We start from the raw sequence: 20,654 nt of genomic DNA, 5'->3' as shown, positions 1-20,654 counted from the left end.
GACGGGGGCGGCGGAGTTCGTCACGCTCCGAGCAGCTTGATGAAGGCGGCCCCCGCGCCGAAGAAGGCTGCGCCCGCGGCCATGCCCGAGAGGGCGACCTGCCAGGGTGCAAGGGTCCGGTCGCGGCTGAGCTTGGCCGCTTCGGCCGACATCTTGAGTTGCTCGGCGGCCAGCTTGGCCGCCTCGGCCATGAGCTTGTGCTGCTCGGCGACGAACTTGTTCGTCTCCTCCAGCGCCCGCTGGATCTGGGCGCGCTGCGCCTCGATGTCGAAGGCAGCCGGTGATGCAGCGTCCGCCACAGGAGCTTCCTTTCACGGCCAGATCGGGCCTGCGCGCAGTCCCATGCCCGAGGGAGAGGACATATAGCGATCCGCCCGTAGATTCGACAGCGCCTTCGGGGCCGACCCCGGCGGTGGGCCGCGCGCTTTGTCCGCTGGACAAGGCGAGGGGGCCGCGTAGCATACGCGCATGTCGAACCCAGCGTCGCCCGTGCAGTCCACGCTCACCGGCCCGAGCTTCCTCGACGGCCAGTTCCTCGTGGCGATGCCCGGGATGGCCGACGAGCGTTTCGCGCGCTCGGTGATCTACGTCTGCGCCCATTCGGCGGACGGCGCGATGGGCATCATCGTCAACAAGGCGGCCACCGACATCAGCATGCCGGACCTGCTGGTGCAGCTCGATGTCTGCCCGGAGGCGGACGCGATCCGGCTGCGCGAGCGGGTCGGGCACATGCCGGTGCTGATGGGCGGCCCGGTGGAGGGTCGGCGCGGCTTCGTGCTGCACACCGACGATTTCCACATCCAGCAATCGACGCTGATCATCGACGACGGCATCTGCCTGACCGCCACCGTCGAGATCCTGCGCGCCATCGCCAGCGGCGAGGGGCCGGCGAGCGCCGTGCTGGCCCTGGGCTATGCCGGCTGGCAGGCCGGCCAGCTCGAGAGCGAGATCATGGCCAATGGCTGGCTCAACTGCCCGGCCGACCCGGCGCTGATCTTCGACACCGACCTCGACGCCAAGTACGAGCTGGCCCTGCGGACCAACGGCATCGACCCGGCCATGCTGTCGATGACCGCCGGGCGGGCCTGAACACCCAACCTATTCGGGCGGCATCTCGCCGGCCGCGTCCGGGTTCATCCCGTCCACGGCGGGTTCCACGGCCGGCTTGGGCCGGGACCGGCGTGGTGCCGCGGCAGCCGTCGGCACGGCCGTGTTGGCGCCGAGCCGGGTGGCGAGGGCCAGGGCCCGGTTCTCGGTGACCCGCAGGTGGCAGAAGCCGTGGGTGCCTTCGCGGGCGTAGCCGCGGCAGAGCTGCTCCCGGTCGGCCGAGAACGCCGCCTGCTCGCTCACCACCGGCCGGACATCCTCGCGCCGGGCGCGCTGGGTCATGAGCTTGTAATTGTCGCGCACCGCCTTGTCGGCGACGCCCCGGGCGGTGTCGAACTCCCCGGCCCGGGGGATCAGGCTGGCGCCGGCCGGCCCCCACAGGCCCACGGGGGTCGTGGCGCAATCGGCGTTCGAGAAGGTGCAGACCGGCCCCTGGCCCAGGGACGAGACCAGCACGCCGCCCTCGACCACGTCGAAGCGCAGCGGGCACTCGGCCCCGGCGGCCTCGAAGCGGGGCGCGCCTTCGGGCTTGCCCTCGGCGGACAGGGTGATGGGGTTGCCGTTCGCGAGCGGCACCGTGCAGGATTCCGCCGGCTGCGAAATCTTGGTGCCCGGCAGCTTGATCCGCGCCGTCACAGTCGTGCCGGACCGCTCCAGCTTCAGGGTCCCGGATGTCCCGTTGAGCTGAAGCTCCTGCCCGATCACCCCGTCCTCGGAGGGGACCTTCAGCACCACGGGCCGGGCCGGAGCCGGCGCGGGCCGGGACGCCTCGGGGGCCGCGGGCGCGCCAGGCTCCCCGGGAGCGGCCGGCGCGGCGGGCGGCGCCTCGGGCACGCCGCGCGGCGGCACCGGCGGGCGTTCGGGCTTGATGCCGAACAGGCGCTCGAAGAAATTCTGGGCCTGCGCCGGCGGGGCGGCGAGCATCACGGGAGCCGCGACGGCGGCGGCCAGAAGGGGGAGCAGGAGGCTGCGGGTCCGTGGCATCGGGCTCTGACGGGGAAGACGAGGTGGCGGGGCCACGCTCAACCCCTTGTCGAAGCGTTAACACGCCATCGATGGCCTGGACGTGGCAGCGGAGCAACAAAATGCATCGACGCCAACCGGGCTGCCGCGCCTCCGCGATAGGATTTTTCAGGCAGAACAAAGCCTTGGCCAAAAACGCGATGGCCGGGGCCAACGCGCCGGCTTTGCCTTGCGAGCCCGTCCGGGGGTTCTTATATCGCTCTCGACGCGGGATTATGCGCTGGATTTCAGCCGTTCACGGCCCTTGATCCGGCCCGGGTCCCATACTCACATCACACTCAATCCGCCATGGGCCGAGCTGCTTCGGGGCTCGGCGGTCTGCTTGAACGCGACGAAAAGAGGGATCCCACCATGGGTAAAGTTATCGGCATCGATCTGGGCACGACGAACTCCTGCGTGGCCGTCATGGAAGGCACGCAGCCCCGGGTCATCGAGAATTCGGAAGGCGCCCGCACCACGCCGTCGATCGTCGCCTTCACGGATGACGGCGAGCGGCTCGTTGGCCAGCCGGCCAAGCGCCAGGCGGTGACGAACCCCGAGCGCACGTTCTTCGCCATCAAGCGTCTCGTCGGTCGTACCTACGACGACCCGATGACCCAGAAGGACAAGGGCCTCGTCCCCTACAAGATCGTCCGCGGCGACAACGGCGATGCCTGGGTCGAGGCCGACGGCAAGAAGTACTCGCCTTCGCAGATCTCCGCCTTCACGCTGCAGAAGATGAAGGAGACCGCGGAGTCGCATCTCGGCCAGCCGGTCACGCAGGCGGTCATCACGGTCCCGGCCTACTTCAACGACGCTCAGCGTCAGGCGACCAAGGATGCCGGCAAGATCGCCGGCCTCGAGGTGCTGCGCATCATCAACGAGCCGACCGCGGCCGCCCTCGCCTACGGCCTCGACAAGAAGAAGGCCGGCACCATCGCGGTCTACGACCTCGGCGGCGGCACCTTCGACGTCTCGATCCTGGAGATCGGCGACGGCGTGTTCGAGGTGAAGTCGACCAACGGCGACACCTTCCTGGGCGGCGAGGACTTCGACAACCGCGTGGTCGAGTACCTGACCGCCGAGTTCAAGAAGGAACAGGGCATCGACCTGACCAAGGACAAGCTCGCCCTCCAGCGCCTCAAGGAGGCCGCCGAGAAGGCGAAGATCGAGCTGTCCTCGGCCACCCAGACCGAGATCAACCTGCCCTACATCACCGCCGACCAGACCGGCCCGAAGCACCTCGCGCTGAAGCTCAGCCGGGCGAAGTTCGAGTCGCTGGTGGACGACCTGGTGCAGCGCACGATCGAGCCCTGCCGCAAGGCGCTCAAGGATGCCGGCGTCTCGGCCTCCGAGATCGACGAGGTGGTGCTGGTCGGCGGCATGATCCGCATGCCCAAGATCCAGGAGGTGGTGAAGTCCTTCTTCGGCAAGGAGCCGCACAAGGGCGTCAACCCCGATGAGGTCGTGGCGATCGGCGCCGCCGTGCAGGCCGGCGTGCTCCAGGGCGACGTCAAGGATGTGCTGCTGCTCGACGTGACCCCGCTGTCGCTCGGCATCGAGACGCTCGGCGGCGTGTTCACCCGGCTCATCGACCGCAACACCACGATCCCGACCAAGAAGTCCCAGACCTTCTCGACGGCCGAAGACAACCAGAACGCCGTCACGATCCGGGTCTTCCAGGGCGAGCGCGAGATGGCGGCCGACAACAAGCTGCTCGGCCAGTTCGACCTCGTCGGCATCCCGCCGGCACCCCGCGGCATGCCGCAGATCGAGGTGACCTTCGACATCGACGCCAACGGCATCGTCAACGTGACGGCCAAGGACAAGGCGACGAACAAGGAGCACCAGATCCGCATCCAGGCCTCGGGCGGCCTCTCGGACGCCGATATCGACCGGATGGTGAAGGACGCCGAGGCCAATGCCGAGGCGGACAAGAAGCGCCGCGAGCTGGTCGAGGTGAAGAACCAGGGCGAGAGCCTGATCCACGCCACCGAGAAGTCGGTGACTGAGTACGGCGACAAGGTCCCGGCGGCCGACAAGGGCGCGATCGAGACCGCGATGACCGCGCTCAAGACCGCGCTCGAGGGCGAGGATGTCGAGACCATCAAGGCCCGCACCACGGACCTGATGCAGGCTTCGATGAAGCTCGGCGAGGCGATGTACAGCGCCAACCAGGGCGCCGGCCCCGAGGCCGGTGCCGAGGCGGGGGCCTCCGAGAAGAAGGACGACGTCATCGACGCCGACTTCCAGGAGGTCGACGAGAAAGACCAGAAGAAGCGCGCCTGAGGCGCGGTTTCGACAGGACCGAGCGGGGCCGGAGCGATCCGGCCCCGCCTCTGCTTGTGACACGCTGTTGCGCGGGCGCCGCAGGAACCGGATATCGTCCGATGTCAGCCCCGGACCGGCCGGCTCATGCTAGATCGGCGGGATCGTCATGATCGCGACGGTGCCTCAGCCCGCTCACCCTGCTCAAGATCTGCCCCGAAGGCCCCGCCGCGGCGGACCGGGCGGTTCCAGGGATCACAGCGCCTTCTGATTGTCCGGAGACTGGGTGGGATGTCGAAGCGGGACTATTACGAGATCCTGGGGGTCGCCAAGACCGCCACGGAAGGCGAGTTGAAGGTCGCGTTCCGCAAGCTTGCGATGACCTATCACCCCGACCGCAATCCCGGCGACAAGGAAGCCGAGATCAAGTTCAAGGAATTGAACGAGGCCTATCAGTGCCTCTCGGACGGCCAGAAGCGCGCGGCCTACGACAAGTTCGGCCACGCCGCCTTCAGCCAGGGTGCGGGCGGCCCCGGATTCGGCAACGAGTTCGGCGACTTCATGTCGGACATCTTCGACAATTTCTTCGGCGACGGCCGCGGCGGCGCGGCCCAGCGCGGGCGCGGGGGTGCGCCGGGGCGCGAGCGCGGCTCCGACCTGCGCTACAACCTCGAAATCACCCTCGAAGAAGCCTTCATCGGCAAGGCCGAGACCATCCGGATCCCGAGTTCGGTGACCTGCGAGGCCTGCGACGGCTCGGGCGCCAAGCCCGGCTCGAAGCCGCGGACCTGCCCGACCTGCGCCGGCTACGGCCGGGTGCGGGCCGCGCAAGGCTTCTTCGCCATCGAGCGCACCTGCCCGAACTGCCACGGCCGCGGCGAGATCGTCGACGATCCCTGCGCTACCTGCCAGGGCGCCGGCCGGGTCAATCGCGAGCGCACGCTCTCGATCAACGTGCCGGCGGGCGTCGATGACGGGTTGCGCATCCGGCTCGCCGGCGAGGGCGAGAGCGGGTTGCGCGGCGGCCCGCCGGGCGACCTCTACGTCTTCCTGTCGATCAAGCAGCACGAATTCTTCCAGCGCGACGGCGCCGACCTGTTCTGCCGGGTGCCGATCTCGATGGTCACCGCCGCGCTCGCGGGCGAGATCACCGTGCCGGTGATCGACGGCTCGCAGACCCAGGTTCGGATCCCGGCCGGGACGCAGACCGCCAAGCAGTTCCGGATCAAGGGCAAGGGCATGCCGGTGCTCCGCTCGCGCGAGGTCGGCGACCTCTACATCCAGGTCTTCGTCGAGACCCCGCAGAACCTGACCAAGCGCCAGCGCGAGCTGCTCCAGGAGTTCGACCAGTCGGCCTCGCCGGAGAATCACCCGGAATCGGCCGGCTTCTTCGCCAAGGTGCGGGATTTCTTCGGGAGCGCCGTCCGGCCGTAAGGCGTTGATTGAACGCGCTCGCTGAGGCCGAACCGGTATCCACTTCGGCGGCGTGCGCTGAAACCGGATCCGAACCGGTGCACGTCCGTTATGCATCCGGCGAGCGTGGCATGCTTACCCTAGGCGCCGGACCGGCTTGACTGTAAGACGGCGCGTCGCCTTAGCCTTCCATTCCCATCGGCTTCGAGGAATCCAGGACTTGCCGCCGCTCCGCCGTCCCAGTGCGAAGGCCCCTGCCGCCAGGGGTGACAGTCTTGGGCCGCGGCGCGACCCCCTGGAGGACGAGGCCCGGTTCCTGCGCTCCTGGTTCGAACGGCCGCTCGTCACCGGCGCGGTGACGCCGTCCGGCAAGATGCTGGCCCGGACCATGGCGTCCTACGTCGATCCGCGCCGCGAAGGCCCGGTGGTCGAGCTCGGCCCCGGCACTGGCCCGGTGACGGAGGCGCTGATCCGCCGGGGCATCGCGCCGTCGCGGCTGATCCTGGTGGAGTTCAATCCGGATTTCTGCCGCTTGCTGACCCGCCGCTTCCCGGGCGTGACGGTGATCCGGGGCGATGCCTACGACATGCGCGCGACCCTCAAGACGGCGCTGACCCAGCCGGCGGCCGCGACGATCTCGAGCCTGCCGCTGTTCACCAAGCCGCTGGAGCAGCGCCTCGACCTGCTCAACGCCGCCCACGACCTGATGCAGCCGGGCGCGCCCTTCGTGCAGTTCACCTACGCGGTGGTGCCGCCGATCCCGGCCCGCTGCGAAGCCGGCAGCTACACCGCCGACCGCTCGAACCGCGTCTGGCTGAACCTGCCGCCGGCACGGGTGTGGGTGTATCGGCGGCCTTAGGGCACCTCTCAGCGATACCGGATCGCATACCGCCCGCGCCGTCATTGCGAGCGGAGCGAAGCAACCCAGGGCAGCGCGCGATCCCCGAACGTGGTGGATCCCTGGGTCGCTTCGCTGCGCTCGCGATGACGGCGTGGGCGCAGGGATCCGAACAAGGACTTCCAGCTTTTGGATGCCACCCAAACCTGAACAACGCCTGAGAGACGAACTCACGTCCGCGTCAACTTAAAAGGGCCATACCTGGGTCACGGCCGGTCGCCGCAACGCGATCGGCGAGGCACAGGAGGACGCCGATGTTCACCAAGACCGCACGCCTACGCCTGGCAGCCGCCGCCCTGGCGCTCGGGGGGCTCACCCTCGGGGCGCCCGCGATGGCCGCGCCGCTCGGCCTCGATACCGGCCTGCACCAGGGCGCCGGCGACATCGTGGATGTCCAGTACGGCTATGGGTACGGCCACCGGCATCACGGATTCGGCCCGCGCCACGGCTTCGGCCCGGGCTTCCGGGGCCACCATCATCACCACGGCTGGGGCCACGGCCACCATCGCGGCTGGGGTCATCACCGCGGCTTCGGCGGCCACCACCGTCACGGCTACGGCCGCTGGTAAGGCCCGCAGCGGGGCCGGATCCTATCCGGCCCCCACCCGCTCGATGATCGCCGGCCGGCCGGGGGGCGCTTCGCCCATCCGGTAGGCCGCCCGCAGGGCCGCCTCCGCCCGGTCGGCGGCGGCCTCGTCGGCCGCGTGGACGATCCCGAGCTGGCCGGACGCATCCCCGGGACCCGCGAGGTCGGTGAACCCGACGCGCGGGTCGATCGCGTCTTCCGGCCGGGTCCGGCCGCCGCCGAGCCCGATCACCGCCAGTCCGATCGCCCGCGTGTCGATGCCCGCGACCGTGCCGTCCTGCCGGACCGGCCGTCGCACCGGCGCCGCCGGCAGGTATCGCGCCGGGTCCTCCAAAAGATCGCCCGGGCCGCCGAGCGCCGCGACCATCTTGGAAAAAATCTCGGCCGCTTGGCCGGAGGCGAGGGCCGCCTCCAGACGCTCAGTCGCGGCGTCCCGATCCGGCGCGAGGCCGCCGGCGACCAGCATCTCGGCCCCGAGCGCCAGGGTGACCGCGTGGAAGCGCGGCTCCTGGCGCGCACCGGTCAGGTAATCGATCGCGTAGGCGACCTCGACGGCGTTGCCGGCGGCGCTGGCGAGCGGCGCGTCCATGTCGGTGATCAGCGCGGCGGTGCGCAGGCCGGCGCCCTCGGCCACCGTGACGATGCTTTCGGCCAACGCCCGCGCCGCGTCGAGCCCGGTCATGAAGGCGCCGGAGCCCTGCTTGACGTCCATCACCAGGCCCTCGAGGCCGGCGGCGAGTTTCTTCGACAGGATCGAGGCAGTGATCAGGTCGAGGGATTCGACCGTGCCGGTGACGTCGCGGATCGCGTAGAGGCGCCGGTCGGCGGGGGCCAATTCGGCGGTCTGGCCGATGATCGCGCAGCCGACCTGCCCGACCACCCGGCGGAAGGTGTCGAGCCCCGGCGCGGCGTCGTAGCCGGGGATGCTGGCGAGCTTGTCGAGCGTCCCGCCGGTATGGCCGAGGCCGCGGCCGGAGATCATCGGCACGTAGCCGCCGCAGGCCGCCACCATCGGGGCAAGCGGCAGGCTCACCGTGTCGCCGATGCCGCCGGTGGAGTGCTTGTCGAGCACCGGACCCGGGAGGTCCCAGGCGAGCACCGTGCCGGATTCCGCCATCGCCCGGGTCAGCGCCACGCGCTCGGGCAGGGCCAGGCCGCGGAAGAACACCGCCATGGCGAAGGCCGCCGCCTGCCCCTCCCCGACCGCGCCGTCGGTGAGGCCGCGGACGAAGGCCGCGATTTCCTCCGAGTCGAGAGTCAAGCCGTCGCGCTTGGCCCGGATGGTTTCCTGCGGCAGGCGCATGCTCTTCACGACTCCCGCGCCTGCATCAGGGCGCCGAACAGGCTGCTCGCCCCGAGCCGGAATGTTTTGGCGCTTACCCAGTCCGGCCCCATGATCCGGTCGGCGAGCGCCAGATAGGCGCCGGCATCGGCGACGCTGCGCAGGCCGCCCGAGACCTTGAGGCCGGCGGGGCGCCCGCTCGCTCCGATCTCGACCAGCATCGCCTCGGCAGCCTCCGGGGTCGCCGAGACCGGGCTTTTGCCCGTGGAGGTTTTCAGGAAGTCGGCCCCCGCTTCCAGCGCCAGCCGGCTGGCGCGCCGGATCGCGTCGGGATCGGCGAGCTCGCCGGTCTCCAGGATGACCTTGAGGGTCGCGGACCCGCATGTATCGCGCACGGCCTCGACCATGTCGCGGGCAGCGGCATCGTCCCCACGCAGGAAGGCGCGGTAGGGCAGGACGAGGTCGATCTCGTCGGCGCCGTCGCGCAGGGCTTCCGTGGTGTCGTCGAGCGCCCGGGCGCAATCGTCGCCGCCGGCCGGGAAGTTGATCACCGTGGCGACCCGGATGCCGCTGCCCTTGAGCGCCCGCGCGCCCTGCGTCACGAAACGCGGCCAGACGCAGATCGCCGCGACGCCGCCGCTCCGCGCATCCCGGCAGAGCGCATCGATCTTCGGCTCGGTGCAGGTCTCGGTGAGGTCGGTGAGATCGAGGAGCGGCAGCGCCCGGCGGGCGACCGCACCGGCATCGGGTTCATCCATGAGGGCTCTCCTCGACGGGCAGGCCGGCCACGAAGGCCCGGACCAGGCGGCCGAGATCCGCCGCGGCCCGGGCCGCCACCGCCTTGGTCTCGGCGTGATGGGGGGCACCCCCGGCGATCCCGGCGGCGAGGTTGGTCACCACCGACACGGCCGCCACCGGCAGGCCGAGGAAGCGGGCCAGGATCACCTCGGGCACGGTGGACATGCCGACGAGATCGGCCCCGAGGATGCCGGCCATCCGGACCTCGGCGGGGGTCTCGAAGCTCGGGCCGGAAAACCAGGCGTAGACGCCCTCAGTGAGCGGCACGGCGCAGGCCCCCGCGGCCGCCCGGAGGCGCGCGCGCAGGTCCGGATCGTAGGCCTCGGTCATCGGCACGAAGCGGGCGTCGCTCGCCTCGCCGATCAGCGGGTTCATCCCCGACAGGTTGATGTGGTCCGCGAGCAGGACGAGGCTGCCGGGGCCGGTCTCCGGCCGCAGCGACCCGGAGGCGTTGGTGAGGAGCAGGCGCCGCGCGCCGAGCCCGACCGCGCAGGCGAGCGGCACCCGCATCGCCGCCGCGTCGCCCCGCTCATAGGCATGCGCCCGGCCCTCGAACACCAGCACGGGCCCCCCGTCGAGGCGCCCGCGATGCAGCCGGCCGCCATGGCCGCTGACGCCGGCCCCGGGGAAACCCGGGATCGCCGCGTAATCCAGCGCGGTCGCATCCGTGAGCCCGGCCGCGATCCCGCCGAGCCCGGTGCCGGTGACGATGGCGCAGGCATAGCCGCCGCCGAAGCCCGCGGCCCGGAGCGCGTCGAGGGCGGCGGCCTCAGTCACCCAGCGTCTCCGGCCCGAACGATTCGGGCAGCAGCTCCGCCAGCGTGAAGGTTTTGGCGACGCGCTCCGGCCCGGCGGCATGGATCGGCGTGTCGGGACCGGCGAATTCGCGGATGCGCTGGCGGCAGGCGCCGCAGGGCGTCACCAGGCCCGCGCCGTCGCCGCAGACCAGGATCTCCGCGATGCGCCGGCCGCCGCCCGCGATCATCGCGGCGATCGCCCCGGCCTCCGCGCAGGTGCCGACCGGATAGGCCGCGTTCTCGACGTTGCAGCCGGCATGGATCGCGCCCCGCTCGTCGCGGACCGCCGCCCCGACCCGGAACCGGGAATAGGGCGCATGCGCCCGCTCGCGCACCGCCCGCGCGGCCTCGAACAGGGCGCTGAGCCCATCATTCTCTTGCGCTGAATCGGCAGCCTGCATGGCCGATCTTTGGCACCCGCCGGGGCGGCCTGTCGAGGGGCGGGGGGCGCCCACGCGGATCGGATACCGGTTTCCGCGAGCGCTCCAGAACGGCTGCGGCGCGCCGGCTGAAATCGCGCTTGGCGGTTGAACGGCCCCTTTCCCGGACACCGGGAACGTCAGTGGACGGTGATCCGGGACCCAGCAGAGAAAGCGCCGCGCAGCGGCACGATCCGTGGCAACGTCGCTTCGGGCGGACGCTTCGCGTCGTCTCGCGCTGGGTCCCGGGTCGCATTCCGCTGTCGCTGCATGCGCCCGGGAAAAGGGCCGCGCGGACTGAGACGCTGTCCGCGACGTGCGTTCTGTTTGTCTCAGCGCGTCGCCGCGCCCGCCCCCAGCATCCCCGCGGCCTGTCGCAGGACCCGATCGTCCTGCGGGCCGCTCAGCGCGTAGGCGGTGTCGCCCGCATTCCAGGACAGGAGGGTGCCGTCGTCCGAGCCGGTGAGCGCCGCCGGGCCGCCGCGCAGGCCGCGCGTGGCGAACAGGGAGGCCTCGCCGAGGGGGCCGGCCTCGAAGGCGATCTCGATGCCGGTGCCGTGGCGCCCGGGGAAGATCTGGATGTCGCGCACCTGCCAGCCGGCCGGGAGCGGCGGCAGGTCGATGCCGGTGACCGATTGGAGACGGGCCCGGTCGTAGACCGGGTGGTCGCCCTGGTTGGCGATGTTCTTGCGCAGCTGCGCCACGGCGCGGGCCTGCCGGGCATCCGCGATCAGGGCCGGATCGGGGGTCGCGGCCAGGGTGTCGGGCACGCCGAACCGGCCGATCTCGTCATGGGCGAGCCAGCCCGCGCCGACCAGCACCGCGATCGCGGCGGCGCGCTTGAGCCGCGCCCCGACCCGGCGCCAGCGCTGGTTGCGGTCGAAGCGGCGCGCCAGGACGAGGGTCCGGTCGGGTCCCGGGCCGGGCAGGCGCCCGAAAGCGGCCCGGAGGGCGTCGCGATCGTGCAGATCGGCCATCACCTGGGCGGCGGCCCCGGGATGAGCGGCCAAGTGCGCCTCGACATCGAGGCGGCGCATCGGGTCGATCTGCCCGTCGACGAAGGCGATGAGATCGTCGTCTGTGATCGGATCCATCATCGGTGAAGTCCTCGATTCCAGCGTGCCGCCGGGGCGGATCCGCCGGTCGTCATCATCATCTGTGCGGTGTTGGCGGATGCCTCAGGCGTCGCCTGAGGCGCGTCTCATCGGCGGCCGGTCCCGGGTCTCGTCGGAGGCGACGAGGCGCAGGCCGGTATAGGTACCGCGCCGGGGATCCGGTCGGCTCGCCTCGGGCTCGGCCTCGGTCTTGGCCCGGCTGCCCTCCTCGAAGGCCCGGAGCGCAGCCCGGCCGCGGCCGAGGCGCGACATCAGGGTGCCGATCGGGATGCCGAGCACCGCGGCGGCGTCGGCATAGGCCATGCCTTCCAGGGTCACGAGGTGGAGGGCGGCGCGCTGCTCCTCCGGCAGGGTCAGGAAGGCCTGCCGGATCTGGGCGAGGCGCACCCGTCCCTCCTGGGCGGGGGGCGCCATGTCCTCGCTCATCCGCACCAGCGCGTCGGCGTGACGCGCCTCGACCTGGCGGCGGCGCTGCTCGTCGATGAAGGCGTTGTGCAGCACCGTCATCATCCAGGTGCGCAGGTTGGTGTTGGGGCGCAGGGAACCCTGCATCTCCAGGGCGCGCACCAAGGTGTCGTGCACCAGATCGTCCGCCCGCAGGGCGTCGCGGGTCAGCGACCGCGCGTAGCGCCGCAGGGGCACCAGCAGGTCGACGATGTCCGGATGCGTGTGCTTGTCTGAGGCCATGGGGTGTGAACGCGGCAGGCCGGGGGTTTAATCCCGGCGCCCGGATTCCCGCGGCCAGTCAGGCCTGGTCGAGGGTGGCGGCGATGCCCGAGACCATCCTGGGGTCGGTGGGCTCCACCTGCGTGGCGAAGGCGGCGGCGAGCGAGCCGTCCCGGGCGATCAGGTATTTGTGGAAGTTCCAGCGCGGCGTCTCGCCCGGCCGCTCCGCCGCCGCCCATTGGTAGAACGGGTGCGCGCCCGGCATCTTCACCCGGGTCTTGGCGGTCAGCGGGAAGGTCACGCCGTGGTTCTTCCGCGCGGCCTCGGCGATGGCGGGGCCGTCGAGCGGCTCCTGGTTGCCGAAATCCGGCGACGGCACGCCGATCACTGTGAGCCCCCGGTCGCCGAAGCGGGTCCACAGGGTCTGGAGCCCGGCGAGTTGCCCGGCGTAGCCGCAGGCGGTGGCGGTGTTGACCACGAGGATCGGCCGCCCGGCATAGGCCGAGAGCGGCATCGCGCCGCCCTCCGGATGCTCGAAGGCGAAATCGGTGGCCCGCCCGGATGGCGCGGCCCGGGCAGCGCCGGCAATCCCGGCACCGAGCAGGATCAGGGCCTCGCGGCGCAACAACGTCATGGCGGCCTCGCAGGGTCACGGGCGCTCACGCCCGAACCGAATTTAGGGCGCCCGCCGCGGAGATCTCAACACCGGGATCCCAAAGGGCCTGCGGCCCTTTGGCGGGGTTCGGGGCGCGCAGCCCCGCGCTTCGCTTACGCCGCTCGCACCGTGTCGAGGAAGCGATGGACCTCCGCGTCGAGCCGCTCCGCCTGGACCGAGAGTTCGGAGGCCGAGCCGAGCACCTGCACGGCAGCGGCCCCGGCGCCCTCGGCGGCGTTGGCGACCCCGGCGATGTTAGCCGTCACCTCGCCGGCCCCGACCGCCGCCTGCCCGACATTCCGGACGATCTCCTGGGTCGCCGAGCCCTGCTCCTCGATCGCCGCGGCGATACCGGTGGAGAGCCCGCTCATCTCGGTGATGCGGCCGACGATAATTCCGATCGCGTCCACCGTCTCCCCGGTCCAGGACTGGATCTCGCTGATCTGCCGGGCGATCTCGTCGGTGGCCTTGGCGGTCTGGCCGGCCAGCTCCTTCACCTCCGTGGCGACCACCGCGAAGCCCCGCCCCGCCTCGCCGGCCCGGGCGGCCTCGATGGTGGCGTTCAAGGCCAGGAGGTTGGTCTGGCCGGCGATGCCGCTGATCAGGTCGACCACGGCACCGATCTTGACGGCGCCGTCGCGCAGGTTGCGCACGAGGTCCGCGGACTTCCCGGCCTCCAGCACCGCGGCGTCGGCGAGGTCGGCCGAGGCCTGGACCTGGCGGCCGATCTCGTTGACGGAGACGCCGAGTTCCTCGGCCGCCGCCGCCACGGTGTTGACGTTCGAGGCCGCCTGCTCGGCCGCCGACGCCACCGTGGTCGACTGGCTGGCGGTCTCGGCCGCCGCGGCGCTCATGGTCTCGGCCGTGGATTTCAGATTCGCCGAGGCCGTGGCGACGGCGCGGATGATGCCGCCGACGGCGCCCTCGAAGCTGACGGCCATCTCGTGCATCGCCGCCTTGCGCTGCGCCTCCAGCTCGGCCCGGGCCTGGGCGGCCTCCTCCTCGAGGGCCTTTGCCCGGGCGAGCCCGTCCCGGAACACCTGCACGGCGCCGGCCATGGCGCCGATCTCGTCGCGGCGCCCGATTCCGGGGATCTCGACGGAGAGGTCGTTGGCGGCGAGCCGGGTCATGGCCTGGGTCATTTGGTGGATCGGCTTGCCGATGCCCTTATGCAGGGCCAGCGACCCGAGCAGGGCCGTGAGCACGATCAAGCCGAGGCCGATCAGGTTGGCCGCCCGCGACGACGCGATGGCCGCCGCCGAAGCGGCGCTCCGCTCCTTCAGGAGGCCCCGTTCGAACCGCGTGATCTCGGCCGCCTTGGCGCGCAGGCCGTCCATCGCCGCCTTGCCGGCGCCCGAGCTTTCGAGCCGGCGCGCCTCCTCCTGGGTGGCGGGCTCCTTCATCAGGGCACGTTCACGATCCGCGACCTCCGTGCTCCAGCGGTCGGCGAGGACCTTCACGTCCGCGAGCATGGCCTGCGTCGTGGGATTGCCGGCCGTGAGGGTCCGCGCCGCATCCCAGGACGCCGCGAAGGTTTTTCGCCCGGCCTCTTCGGGTTCGAGGAAGCGCGGATCGGCGGAGATCAGGTAGCCGCGCAGGGCGGTCTCCCGGTCGACCATGGCGTTGGTCATCCGGCCGACTTCGGCCAGCACCTCGTGGGTATGGACCGTCCACTCTTCGGCGTCCTCGATCAGCCCGGTATTGCGGAGCGAGATCGCCGTGACGCCGGCGGTGATCGCCAGCATCAGCGCCATGATGAGCGCGATCTTCACGCCGGTCTTGAGGTCGATCAGACGAAATCTCATGGCCAGCCCTCCCAGGAATCAGAATCACCGCGCCCGCTCGGTCTTCGGTGAAAGGGCCGAGCTAACGGAGCCCCGTGAAAGATATCTTACGCCTGGGATTTTCTACTTTAAATTCAGTCTTTAGCCGGAGATAAACGCCTTGATCTTACAAAGAACATCACGATCATCCGGATTTCGACGCGATATCGATCGTATCACATCTTGCCGGATGACGATCCTCGCGTCGGACGTACGGCGTTTTACTGATACGCATCCCGCAGGTTGAGTGTACAAGCCTGCCCGATCGTCCCGTAGGTCTCGGCGAGCCAGACCTGCGCGGCGGCACGGCCCTTGTCGCGCAGGCGCTTGAACACGGTCCAGCGCGCGTCGAGCTTGGAAGCGGCGTTGTAATCCTCCAGCGCGTCGGTGCCGTCGATCCGGTGCACGAGGACCCGCTGGTAGCCGCCCTGGCCCAGGGTGCCGTCCTCGATCAGGCCGTCGAGGAAGTCGATCGCCCGCAATTCCCGCATCAGGTTGGCGTTGAAGGTGATCTCGTTGAGCCGGTCGCGGATCTCGCTCTCCGTGCGCGGGGTCTCGCGCCGCTCGACCGGGTTGATCTGGACCAGCACGATGTCGCGGGTCCGGGCGCCCCGGTGCAGCGGGTAGAGCGGCGGGTTGCCGAGATAGCCGCCGTCCCAATAGGGCACGCCGTCGATCTCCACCGCCTGGAACACCGTGGGCAGACAGGCCGAGGCCATCAGGTGGTCGACGGTGAGGCGCTCGCGCTCGAACACCGCGAGCTTGCCGGTCCAGACATTGGTGGCCGAGACGAACAGGCCCGCGGTCTCGGCCTCGCGCAGGCGCTCGAAATCGATCTGCTCGGCCAGCGCCTTGCGCAGCGGGTTGATGTTGAGCGGGTTCGACACGTAGGGGCTCGGCGAGAGCAGCTTGGACCAGAACTCGGCCACCGGGTTGCCCTTCCACAGGTTGAATAACCCGCTCACGAAGTTGCGCTGCGCCGGCCCGAGATCGCCGTCGAGGCTGACCTCGCGCCAGAACCGCTCCAGTCCCTCCCGGGCGCCGTCCGGGCCGCCCTTGAGCCAGCCGTCCACCATCACGACGCCGTTCATGGCCCCGGCGCTGGCCCCGGTCACCGCCTCGAAGGCCAGACGTCCGTCCTCGATCAGCGCGTCGAGCACGCCCCAGGTGAAGGCGCCATGCGCACCGCCGCCCTGCAAGGCCAGCGCGACCGGCTTCTCGGCCCGGGGCCCCGCAAGGATCTGGCGGGGCGGATGCACGGGATTGGGCTCGATCCCGTCCGAGACCGGGACTTCGGGCGGAATTTCGGGAACCACGGTCACCGGGTTGTGCGGCTCACCGCCGTGGGGGTGCTCGCTCATGTCGGCCTCCAAAATCAGGATCCCCTAGATGGGATGGTGCAGTGCAACATCAACCATGCGCCGGGCTTACGGCACATCCGAGACCCCGGTCACGACGCGCGATTCGGCAACAGGGCCGGACGAAAACCGATGTTGCGCACGCGGCAAACTCGACATCCGCATCCGGATACGACATGACAGCCGCGATGCTGTCATGCGCGGCGTCGGCTTGACGCTGCGCGGCGTCGTCCGCAGCTAACCCGCGGGCGGCCCGCAGCCCTGAAGCTCCGGCGAGGCGCGCGCCGCGAAACGCCCGGCCGGCCCGATAAGGCCCCGGCGCTTTTTCGCGAAGCGCGCGCACGCGAAGGTCCACGATGGAAGTCATGGAAGCCATCCGCTCCGAAAATCCCGCTCCCGAGACCATCCTGGCCTACGGGGGCCCGGAGGTCGCCGGCCCGGCACCGCGCCACCGCACCGTCGGCGTCACGGTCGGCGAAGGCGAAGGCGCGGTCATGGTCGGCGGCGGCGCCCCGATCGTCGTGCAGTCGATGACCAACACCGACACCGCCGACATCGACGGCACGGTGGCGCAGGTGGCCCAGCTCGCCCGGGTCGGCTCGGAGCTGGTCCGCATCACGGTCGACCGGGACGAGGCCGCAGCCGCGGTGCCGAAGATCCGCGAGCGCCTCGACCGGATCGGCGTGCACGTGCCGCTGGTCGGCGACTTCCACTATATCGGCCACAAGCTGCTCGCCGACCATCCGGCCTGCGCCGAGGCCCTGGCGAAGTACCGGATCAACCCCGGCAATGTCGGGTTCAAGGACAAGAAGGATACCCAGTTCTCCTCGATCATCGAGCAGGCGATCAAGTACGGCAAGACCGTGCGGATCGGTGCCAACTGGGGCTCGCTCGACGGCGAGTTGCTCACCCATCTGATGGACGAGAACGCCAAGCTGCCGCGGCCGATCGATGCCCGCGCGGTGATGCGCGAGGCGATGGTGCGCTCGGCGATCGGCTCGGCCGACCGGGCGGTGGAACTCGGCCTGCCGCAGAACAAGATCATCCTGTCGGCCAAGGTCTCGGCGGTGCAGGACCTGATCGCGGTCTACCGCGAGGTGGCGCGCCGCTCGGACTACGCGATCCATCTCGGCCTCACCGAGGCCGGCATGGGCTCCAAGGGCCTGGTGGCGGCCTCGGCGGCGATCGGCGTGCTGTTGCAGGAGGGGATCGGCGACACGATCCGCTACTCGCTCACCCCCGAGCCGGGCGGCGACCGCAGCGTCGAGGTCAAGGCGAGCCAGGAACTGCTGCAGACCATGGGCTTCCGCACCTTCGTGCCGATGGTCGCGGCCTGCCCCGGCTGCGGCCGCACCACCTCGACCACCTTCCAGGAGCTGGCCCGCGACATCCAGAACTGGATCGTCACCTCCATGCCCGAGTGGAAGAAGACTTATCCGGGGGTCGAGGGCCTGAACGTCGCCGTGATGGGCTGCATCGTCAACGGCCCGGGCGAATCGAAGCATGCCGATATCGGTATCTCCCTGCCGGGCACCGGCGAGACCCCGACCGCGCCGGTGTTCATCGACGGCAAGAAGGCCATGACGCTGCGCGGTGCGACGCTCGCCAAGGATTTCGAGACGGTCGTGATCGAGTACATCGAGCGCCGCTTCGGCCAGCAGGGCGGCGGCACGCGCACCGCGGCTGAATAGGCCGGGTCGCGGAACAGCGCCGGAAGAATCACCTTGTCATCCCGGGGCCGCGCAGCGGAACCCGGGATCCATAGCCTCCGACAGATCAAGGTCTGGCGTCGTCGGCGGATCTGGATTCCGGGCTCGCCTGCGGCGCCCCGGAATGACGAGGCGGGTGATCGGACGCGTAGGGCCTCCCCCAAAGCGAACGTTGCCCCCACCACCGCGCGCCCCTGCTCCCACCGAAGCCCTGATCTTCGCGGTGCCCCCGGTTCCCGGCCGCCTGAGGCCGTGATAGCAAGGCCGCACGATCCCGTGAGCGGTCGGCCCGGTGGCCGGCCCGCGTGGTTCGGCGGAGTTTTCGCGTCCTCCTGCCCGGCCCCACCAGGCCCCTGAGCCGACCCGCGAAACGCCGGCCACGCCCGAGCCTCCGACATTCCGCATGAGCCAAACCTTCGCACCCGGCGTAGCAGCCCAGCCCGTGCCCGCGGCCTCTGACGCCGCGCCCGATTCCGCCGCGGCGGCGGGCGAGACCGGCGGCACCGGGCCGGCGCAGGGGCCTGCGCCCGGCGGCGCCCTCGATTCTCCCGAGAAGGCGGAGACCCGGCACGGCCATGCCGGTTTCTGGACGCTGCTGGTCGGCTCGGTCGGCGTCGTCTACGGCGATATCGGCACCAGCCCGCTCTACGCCTTCCGCGAGGCGCTGGTCCCGGCCCGCACCGACGGCATCCTGCTGCCCGAGGAGGTGATCGGCACCGTCTCGCTGATCCTCTGGGCGCTGTTCCTGATCGTGACGGTCAAGTACGTCCTGATCCTGCTGCGCATGGACAACAACGGCGAGGGCGGCATCCTCTCGCTGATGGCGCTCGCCCGGAAGGCGCTCGGCGGCTCCCGCATCGTGTTCATGCTCGGGCTGCTCGGCGCCTCGCTGTTCTACGGCGACGCGGTGATCACCCCGGCGATCTCGGTGCTCTCGGCCGTGGAGGGGCTGAAGCTCGTCACCCCGGCCCTGAACGACTACGTGCTGCCGATCACGGTGACGATCATCATCGTCCTGTTCCTCGTGCAGAATCGCGGCACCGCCAAGGTCGCGGCGTTCTTCGGGCCGATGACCGTGGTGTGGTTCGTCGCCATGGCGCTCGCGGCCCTGCCGCATATCGGCCTGCACCCGGAGGTTTTTCGCGCCGCCAACCCCTGGTACGCGGTGCATTACCTGCTCGGCCACGGCACCGGGGCGCTGGTGGCGCTCGGCGCCGTGTTCCTGGCGGTGACCGGCGCCGAGGCCCTGTTCGCCGATCTCGGGCATTTCGGCCGCAAGCCGATCCAGGTCGCCTGGGTCTGCCTGGTCTTCCCGGCGCTCGCCTTGAATTATCTCGGCCAGGCGGCCCTGGTGCTGGAGAAGCCCGACACCGCCGACCCGTTCTTCCAGCTCGTCCCGGCCTGGGGCCTGCTGCCGATGGTGGTGCTGGCGACGCTGGCCACCGTGGTCGCGAGCCAGGCGGTGATCACCGGCGCCTTCTCATTGTCCCGGCAGGCGATCCAGCTCGGCCTGCTGCCGCGCCTCGAGATCCGGCACACCTCCGAATCGCATGCCGGCCAGATCTACCTGCCGCAGATCAACGGCCTCCTGATGGTCGGCGTCGTGCTGCTGGCGGTGCTGTTCAAGACCTCGTCGTCGCTGGCCTCGGCCTACGGCATCGCGGTGACCGGGACGATGCTGCTCACCGCCTCGATGACCTTCCTGGTGATCTGGCGGATGTGGGGCTGGTCGCCGGTGGCAGCCGCCCTGGTGATGCTGCCCTTCATCGTGCTGGAGTTCCTGTTCCTGCTCTCCAACCTGATCAAGGTGGTCGAGGGCGGCTACGTACCCCTGATCCTGGCCGGGGCCCTCATCGTGCTGATGTGGACCTGGGTGCGCGGGGTCACGATCCTGTTCAACAAGACCCGCAAGACCGACGTGCCGCTGGTCGAGCTGGTCGGCATGCTGGAGAAGAGCCCGCCCCATCACGTGCGCGGCACCGCGGTGTTCCTGACGAGCGACCCCGAGATCGCCCCGGCCGCGCTCCTGCACAACCTGAAGCACAACAAGGTGCTGCACGAGAAGAACGTGATCCTCACCGTCGAGACGGTGGACACCCCCCGCTCGAACGAAGCCGACAAGGTCCGGCTGGAGCCGGTGGGGCCGCATTTCTTCAAGGTCGTGATGAAGTTCGGCTACATGGAGACGCCGAACATCCCAAAAACCCTGGTGCTGCTGCGCCGCCAGGGCTTCAAGTTCGACATCATGGCGACGTCGTTCTTCCTGTCCCGCCGCTCGATCCGCCCGGCGACCCATTCTGGCATGCCGCTCTGGCAGGACCGGATTTTCATCACCCTCGCCAAGAATGCCAACGACGCGACGGACTTCTTCCAGATCCCCACCGGGCGCGTGGTCGAGGTCGGGACGCAGGTGACGGTGTAGGAGCGATCTTGATCGCGCGCAGGAGACATCGGGTCTCCAAAGGGCTCAGCCCTTTTGCGGGGTTCCGGGGCGGAGCCCGGAGGCTTGCAGGGCTCTGCCCTGCACCCGCAAATGGTCGAGACCCAGCCCTTTCAGGTGTTTGGCCCTGTGCGCGTCGTGGAATCAGCGCTCCCGAGCAGATCACGCGCGCCCCTGTCCCGGACAGGTGAAGCGAAGCGGAACCTGATCCGGGACCCAGCACATGAAGTGCCGCGCCAGCGGCACAGGTTGATCAAACGGACGCTGCGCGCCGTCGTGTGCTGGGTCCCGGGTCGCATTCCGCTGACGCTGCATGCG

At 70.3% G+C, this 20,654-nt stretch carries 18 protein-coding genes; 7 read left to right on the top strand and 11 right to left on the bottom strand.

The window, feature by feature from the left end:
- Positions 1 to 20: 20 nt before the first annotated feature.
- Positions 21 to 299 carry a hypothetical protein gene (locus MKL20_RS04260; RefSeq protein WP_243969986.1) on the bottom strand — a complete coding sequence of 93 codons (279 nt, stop codon included), beginning with the start codon at positions 297 to 299 and terminating at the stop codon, positions 21 to 23.
- A 169-nt stretch (positions 300 to 468) separates the two neighbouring features.
- On the opposite strand from MKL20_RS04260, the gene MKL20_RS04255 reads away from it, so the two are divergent.
- Positions 469 to 1,089 (top strand): YqgE/AlgH family protein, encoded by a 621-nt coding sequence (locus MKL20_RS04255; protein WP_243969984.1) that lies wholly within the window; start codon positions 469 to 471, stop codon positions 1,087 to 1,089.
- Positions 1,090 to 1,098: 9 nt separating this feature from the next.
- On the opposite strand, the gene MKL20_RS04250 is transcribed toward MKL20_RS04255, so the two are convergent.
- Positions 1,099 to 2,091, bottom strand: coding sequence for a hypothetical protein (locus MKL20_RS04250; protein ID WP_244035639.1), 993 nt, complete (start codon positions 2,089 to 2,091; stop codon positions 1,099 to 1,101).
- Positions 2,092 to 2,481: 390 nt separating this feature from the next.
- Between MKL20_RS04250 and dnaK the strand changes: the two genes are divergently transcribed.
- The 4 genes from dnaK (at position 2,482) to MKL20_RS04230 (ending at position 7,257) form a co-directional block, all read left to right on the top strand.
- Positions 2,482 to 4,398, top strand: coding sequence for a molecular chaperone DnaK (dnaK, locus tag MKL20_RS04245; RefSeq protein ID WP_244035638.1), 1,917 nt, complete (start codon positions 2,482 to 2,484; stop codon positions 4,396 to 4,398).
- A gap of 270 nt (positions 4,399 to 4,668) precedes the next feature.
- A complete protein-coding gene (gene dnaJ, locus MKL20_RS04240; protein ID WP_244035637.1) occupies positions 4,669 to 5,811 on the top strand; it encodes a molecular chaperone DnaJ in 1,143 nt (380 codons plus the stop codon).
- A 199-nt stretch (positions 5,812 to 6,010) separates the two neighbouring features.
- A complete protein-coding gene (locus MKL20_RS04235; RefSeq protein ID WP_243969976.1) occupies positions 6,011 to 6,649 on the top strand; it encodes a class I SAM-dependent methyltransferase in 639 nt (212 codons plus the stop codon).
- Between the two features lie 293 nt (positions 6,650 to 6,942).
- A complete protein-coding gene (locus MKL20_RS04230; RefSeq protein ID WP_244035636.1) occupies positions 6,943 to 7,257 on the top strand; it encodes a hypothetical protein in 315 nt (104 codons plus the stop codon).
- 21 nt (positions 7,258 to 7,278) lie between these two features.
- Here the strand turns inward: MKL20_RS04230 and deoA are convergent, their stop codons facing one another.
- The 9 genes from deoA to MKL20_RS04185 form a co-directional block, all read right to left on the bottom strand.
- Complete coding sequence (deoA, locus tag MKL20_RS04225; RefSeq protein WP_244035635.1) at positions 7,279 to 8,577, bottom strand: thymidine phosphorylase; 1,299 nt, start codon at positions 8,575 to 8,577, stop codon at positions 7,279 to 7,281.
- Between the two features lie 5 nt (positions 8,578 to 8,582).
- Positions 8,583 to 9,314: a deoxyribose-phosphate aldolase gene (gene deoC, locus MKL20_RS04220; protein WP_244035634.1), complete on the bottom strand. Its 732-nt coding sequence runs from the start codon at positions 9,312 to 9,314 to the stop codon at positions 8,583 to 8,585.
- The gene (locus MKL20_RS04215; RefSeq protein WP_244035633.1) at positions 9,307 to 10,131 is read right to left on the bottom strand and encodes a purine-nucleoside phosphorylase; all 825 of its coding nucleotides are present in this window, start codon (positions 10,129 to 10,131) and stop codon (positions 9,307 to 9,309) included. The genes deoC and MKL20_RS04215 overlap by 8 nt, the downstream gene beginning before the upstream one ends.
- Complete coding sequence (locus tag MKL20_RS04210) at positions 10,124 to 10,552, bottom strand: cytidine deaminase (RefSeq protein ID WP_244035632.1); 429 nt, start codon at positions 10,550 to 10,552, stop codon at positions 10,124 to 10,126. The genes MKL20_RS04215 and MKL20_RS04210 overlap by 8 nt, the downstream gene beginning before the upstream one ends.
- A 350-nt stretch (positions 10,553 to 10,902) precedes the next feature.
- Positions 10,903 to 11,667 (bottom strand): anti-sigma factor family protein, encoded by a 765-nt coding sequence (locus MKL20_RS04205; protein ID WP_244035631.1) that lies wholly within the window; start codon positions 11,665 to 11,667, stop codon positions 10,903 to 10,905.
- A gap of 81 nt (positions 11,668 to 11,748) precedes the next feature.
- Entirely contained in the window at positions 11,749 to 12,372 is a 624-nt protein-coding gene (locus MKL20_RS04200; protein ID WP_244035630.1) for a sigma-70 family RNA polymerase sigma factor, read from the bottom strand.
- Between the two features lie 58 nt (positions 12,373 to 12,430).
- A complete protein-coding gene (locus tag MKL20_RS04195; RefSeq protein ID WP_243969958.1) occupies positions 12,431 to 12,985 on the bottom strand; it encodes a glutathione peroxidase in 555 nt (184 codons plus the stop codon).
- 134 nt (positions 12,986 to 13,119) lie between these two features.
- Positions 13,120 to 14,811, bottom strand: a complete 1,692-nt coding sequence (locus MKL20_RS04190; protein WP_244035629.1) for a methyl-accepting chemotaxis protein — start codon at positions 14,809 to 14,811, stop codon at positions 13,120 to 13,122.
- Between the two features lie 239 nt (positions 14,812 to 15,050).
- Positions 15,051 to 16,190 carry a patatin-like phospholipase family protein gene (locus MKL20_RS04185; protein ID WP_244035628.1) on the bottom strand — a complete coding sequence of 380 codons (1,140 nt, stop codon included), beginning with the start codon at positions 16,188 to 16,190 and terminating at the stop codon, positions 15,051 to 15,053.
- A gap of 353 nt (positions 16,191 to 16,543) precedes the next feature.
- Here MKL20_RS04185 and ispG point away from each other — a divergent pair, with 353 nt between their 5' ends.
- Positions 16,544 to 17,878, top strand: a complete 1,335-nt coding sequence (ispG, locus tag MKL20_RS04180; protein ID WP_409568109.1) for a flavodoxin-dependent (E)-4-hydroxy-3-methylbut-2-enyl-diphosphate synthase — start codon at positions 16,544 to 16,546, stop codon at positions 17,876 to 17,878.
- A gap of 421 nt (positions 17,879 to 18,299) precedes the next feature.
- Positions 18,300 to 20,318 carry a potassium transporter Kup gene (locus MKL20_RS04175; protein ID WP_244035626.1) on the top strand — a complete coding sequence of 673 codons (2,019 nt, stop codon included), beginning with the start codon at positions 18,300 to 18,302 and terminating at the stop codon, positions 20,316 to 20,318.
- Positions 20,319 to 20,654: the final 336 nt, after the last annotated feature.

The sequence above is a fragment of the Methylobacterium sp. E-066 genome (assembly GCF_022829635.1).
Taxonomy (GTDB): domain Bacteria; phylum Pseudomonadota; class Alphaproteobacteria; order Rhizobiales; family Beijerinckiaceae; genus Methylobacterium.
The sequence above is the reverse complement of the archived record's forward strand: the minus strand, read 5'-3'. Positions and strand labels throughout refer to the sequence as shown.

Excerpts from the sequence above, each read along its gene's own strand:
- MKL20_RS04255 (WP_243969984.1), top strand. The coding sequence starts at position 469 with ATGTCGAACCCAGCGTCGCCCGTGCAGTCCACGCTCACCGGCCCGAGC.
- MKL20_RS04210 (WP_244035632.1), bottom strand. The coding sequence starts at position 10,552 with ATGCAGGCTGCCGATTCAGCGCAAGAGAATGATGGGCTCAGCGCCCTG.
- ispG (WP_409568109.1), top strand. The coding sequence starts at position 16,544 with ATGGAAGTCATGGAAGCCATCCGCTCCGAAAATCCCGCTCCCGAGACC.
- deoC (WP_244035634.1), bottom strand. The coding sequence starts at position 9,314 with ATGGATGAACCCGATGCCGGTGCGGTCGCCCGCCGGGCGCTGCCGCTC.
- dnaJ (WP_244035637.1), top strand. The coding sequence starts at position 4,669 with ATGTCGAAGCGGGACTATTACGAGATCCTGGGGGTCGCCAAGACCGCC.
- MKL20_RS04250 (WP_244035639.1), bottom strand. The coding sequence starts at position 2,091 with ATGCCACGGACCCGCAGCCTCCTGCTCCCCCTTCTGGCCGCCGCCGTC.
- deoA (WP_244035635.1), bottom strand. The coding sequence starts at position 8,577 with ATGCGCCTGCCGCAGGAAACCATCCGGGCCAAGCGCGACGGCTTGACT.
- MKL20_RS04195 (WP_243969958.1), bottom strand. The coding sequence starts at position 12,985 with ATGACGTTGTTGCGCCGCGAGGCCCTGATCCTGCTCGGTGCCGGGATT.
- MKL20_RS04185 (WP_244035628.1), bottom strand. The coding sequence starts at position 16,190 with ATGAGCGAGCACCCCCACGGCGGTGAGCCGCACAACCCGGTGACCGTG.
- MKL20_RS04200 (WP_244035630.1), bottom strand. The coding sequence starts at position 12,372 with ATGGCCTCAGACAAGCACACGCATCCGGACATCGTCGACCTGCTGGTG.
- MKL20_RS04230 (WP_244035636.1), top strand. The coding sequence starts at position 6,943 with ATGTTCACCAAGACCGCACGCCTACGCCTGGCAGCCGCCGCCCTGGCG.
- MKL20_RS04175 (WP_244035626.1), top strand. The coding sequence starts at position 18,300 with ATGAGCCAAACCTTCGCACCCGGCGTAGCAGCCCAGCCCGTGCCCGCG.
- MKL20_RS04190 (WP_244035629.1), bottom strand. The coding sequence starts at position 14,811 with ATGAGATTTCGTCTGATCGACCTCAAGACCGGCGTGAAGATCGCGCTC.
- MKL20_RS04205 (WP_244035631.1), bottom strand. The coding sequence starts at position 11,667 with ATGATGGATCCGATCACAGACGACGATCTCATCGCCTTCGTCGACGGG.
- dnaK (WP_244035638.1), top strand. The coding sequence starts at position 2,482 with ATGGGTAAAGTTATCGGCATCGATCTGGGCACGACGAACTCCTGCGTG.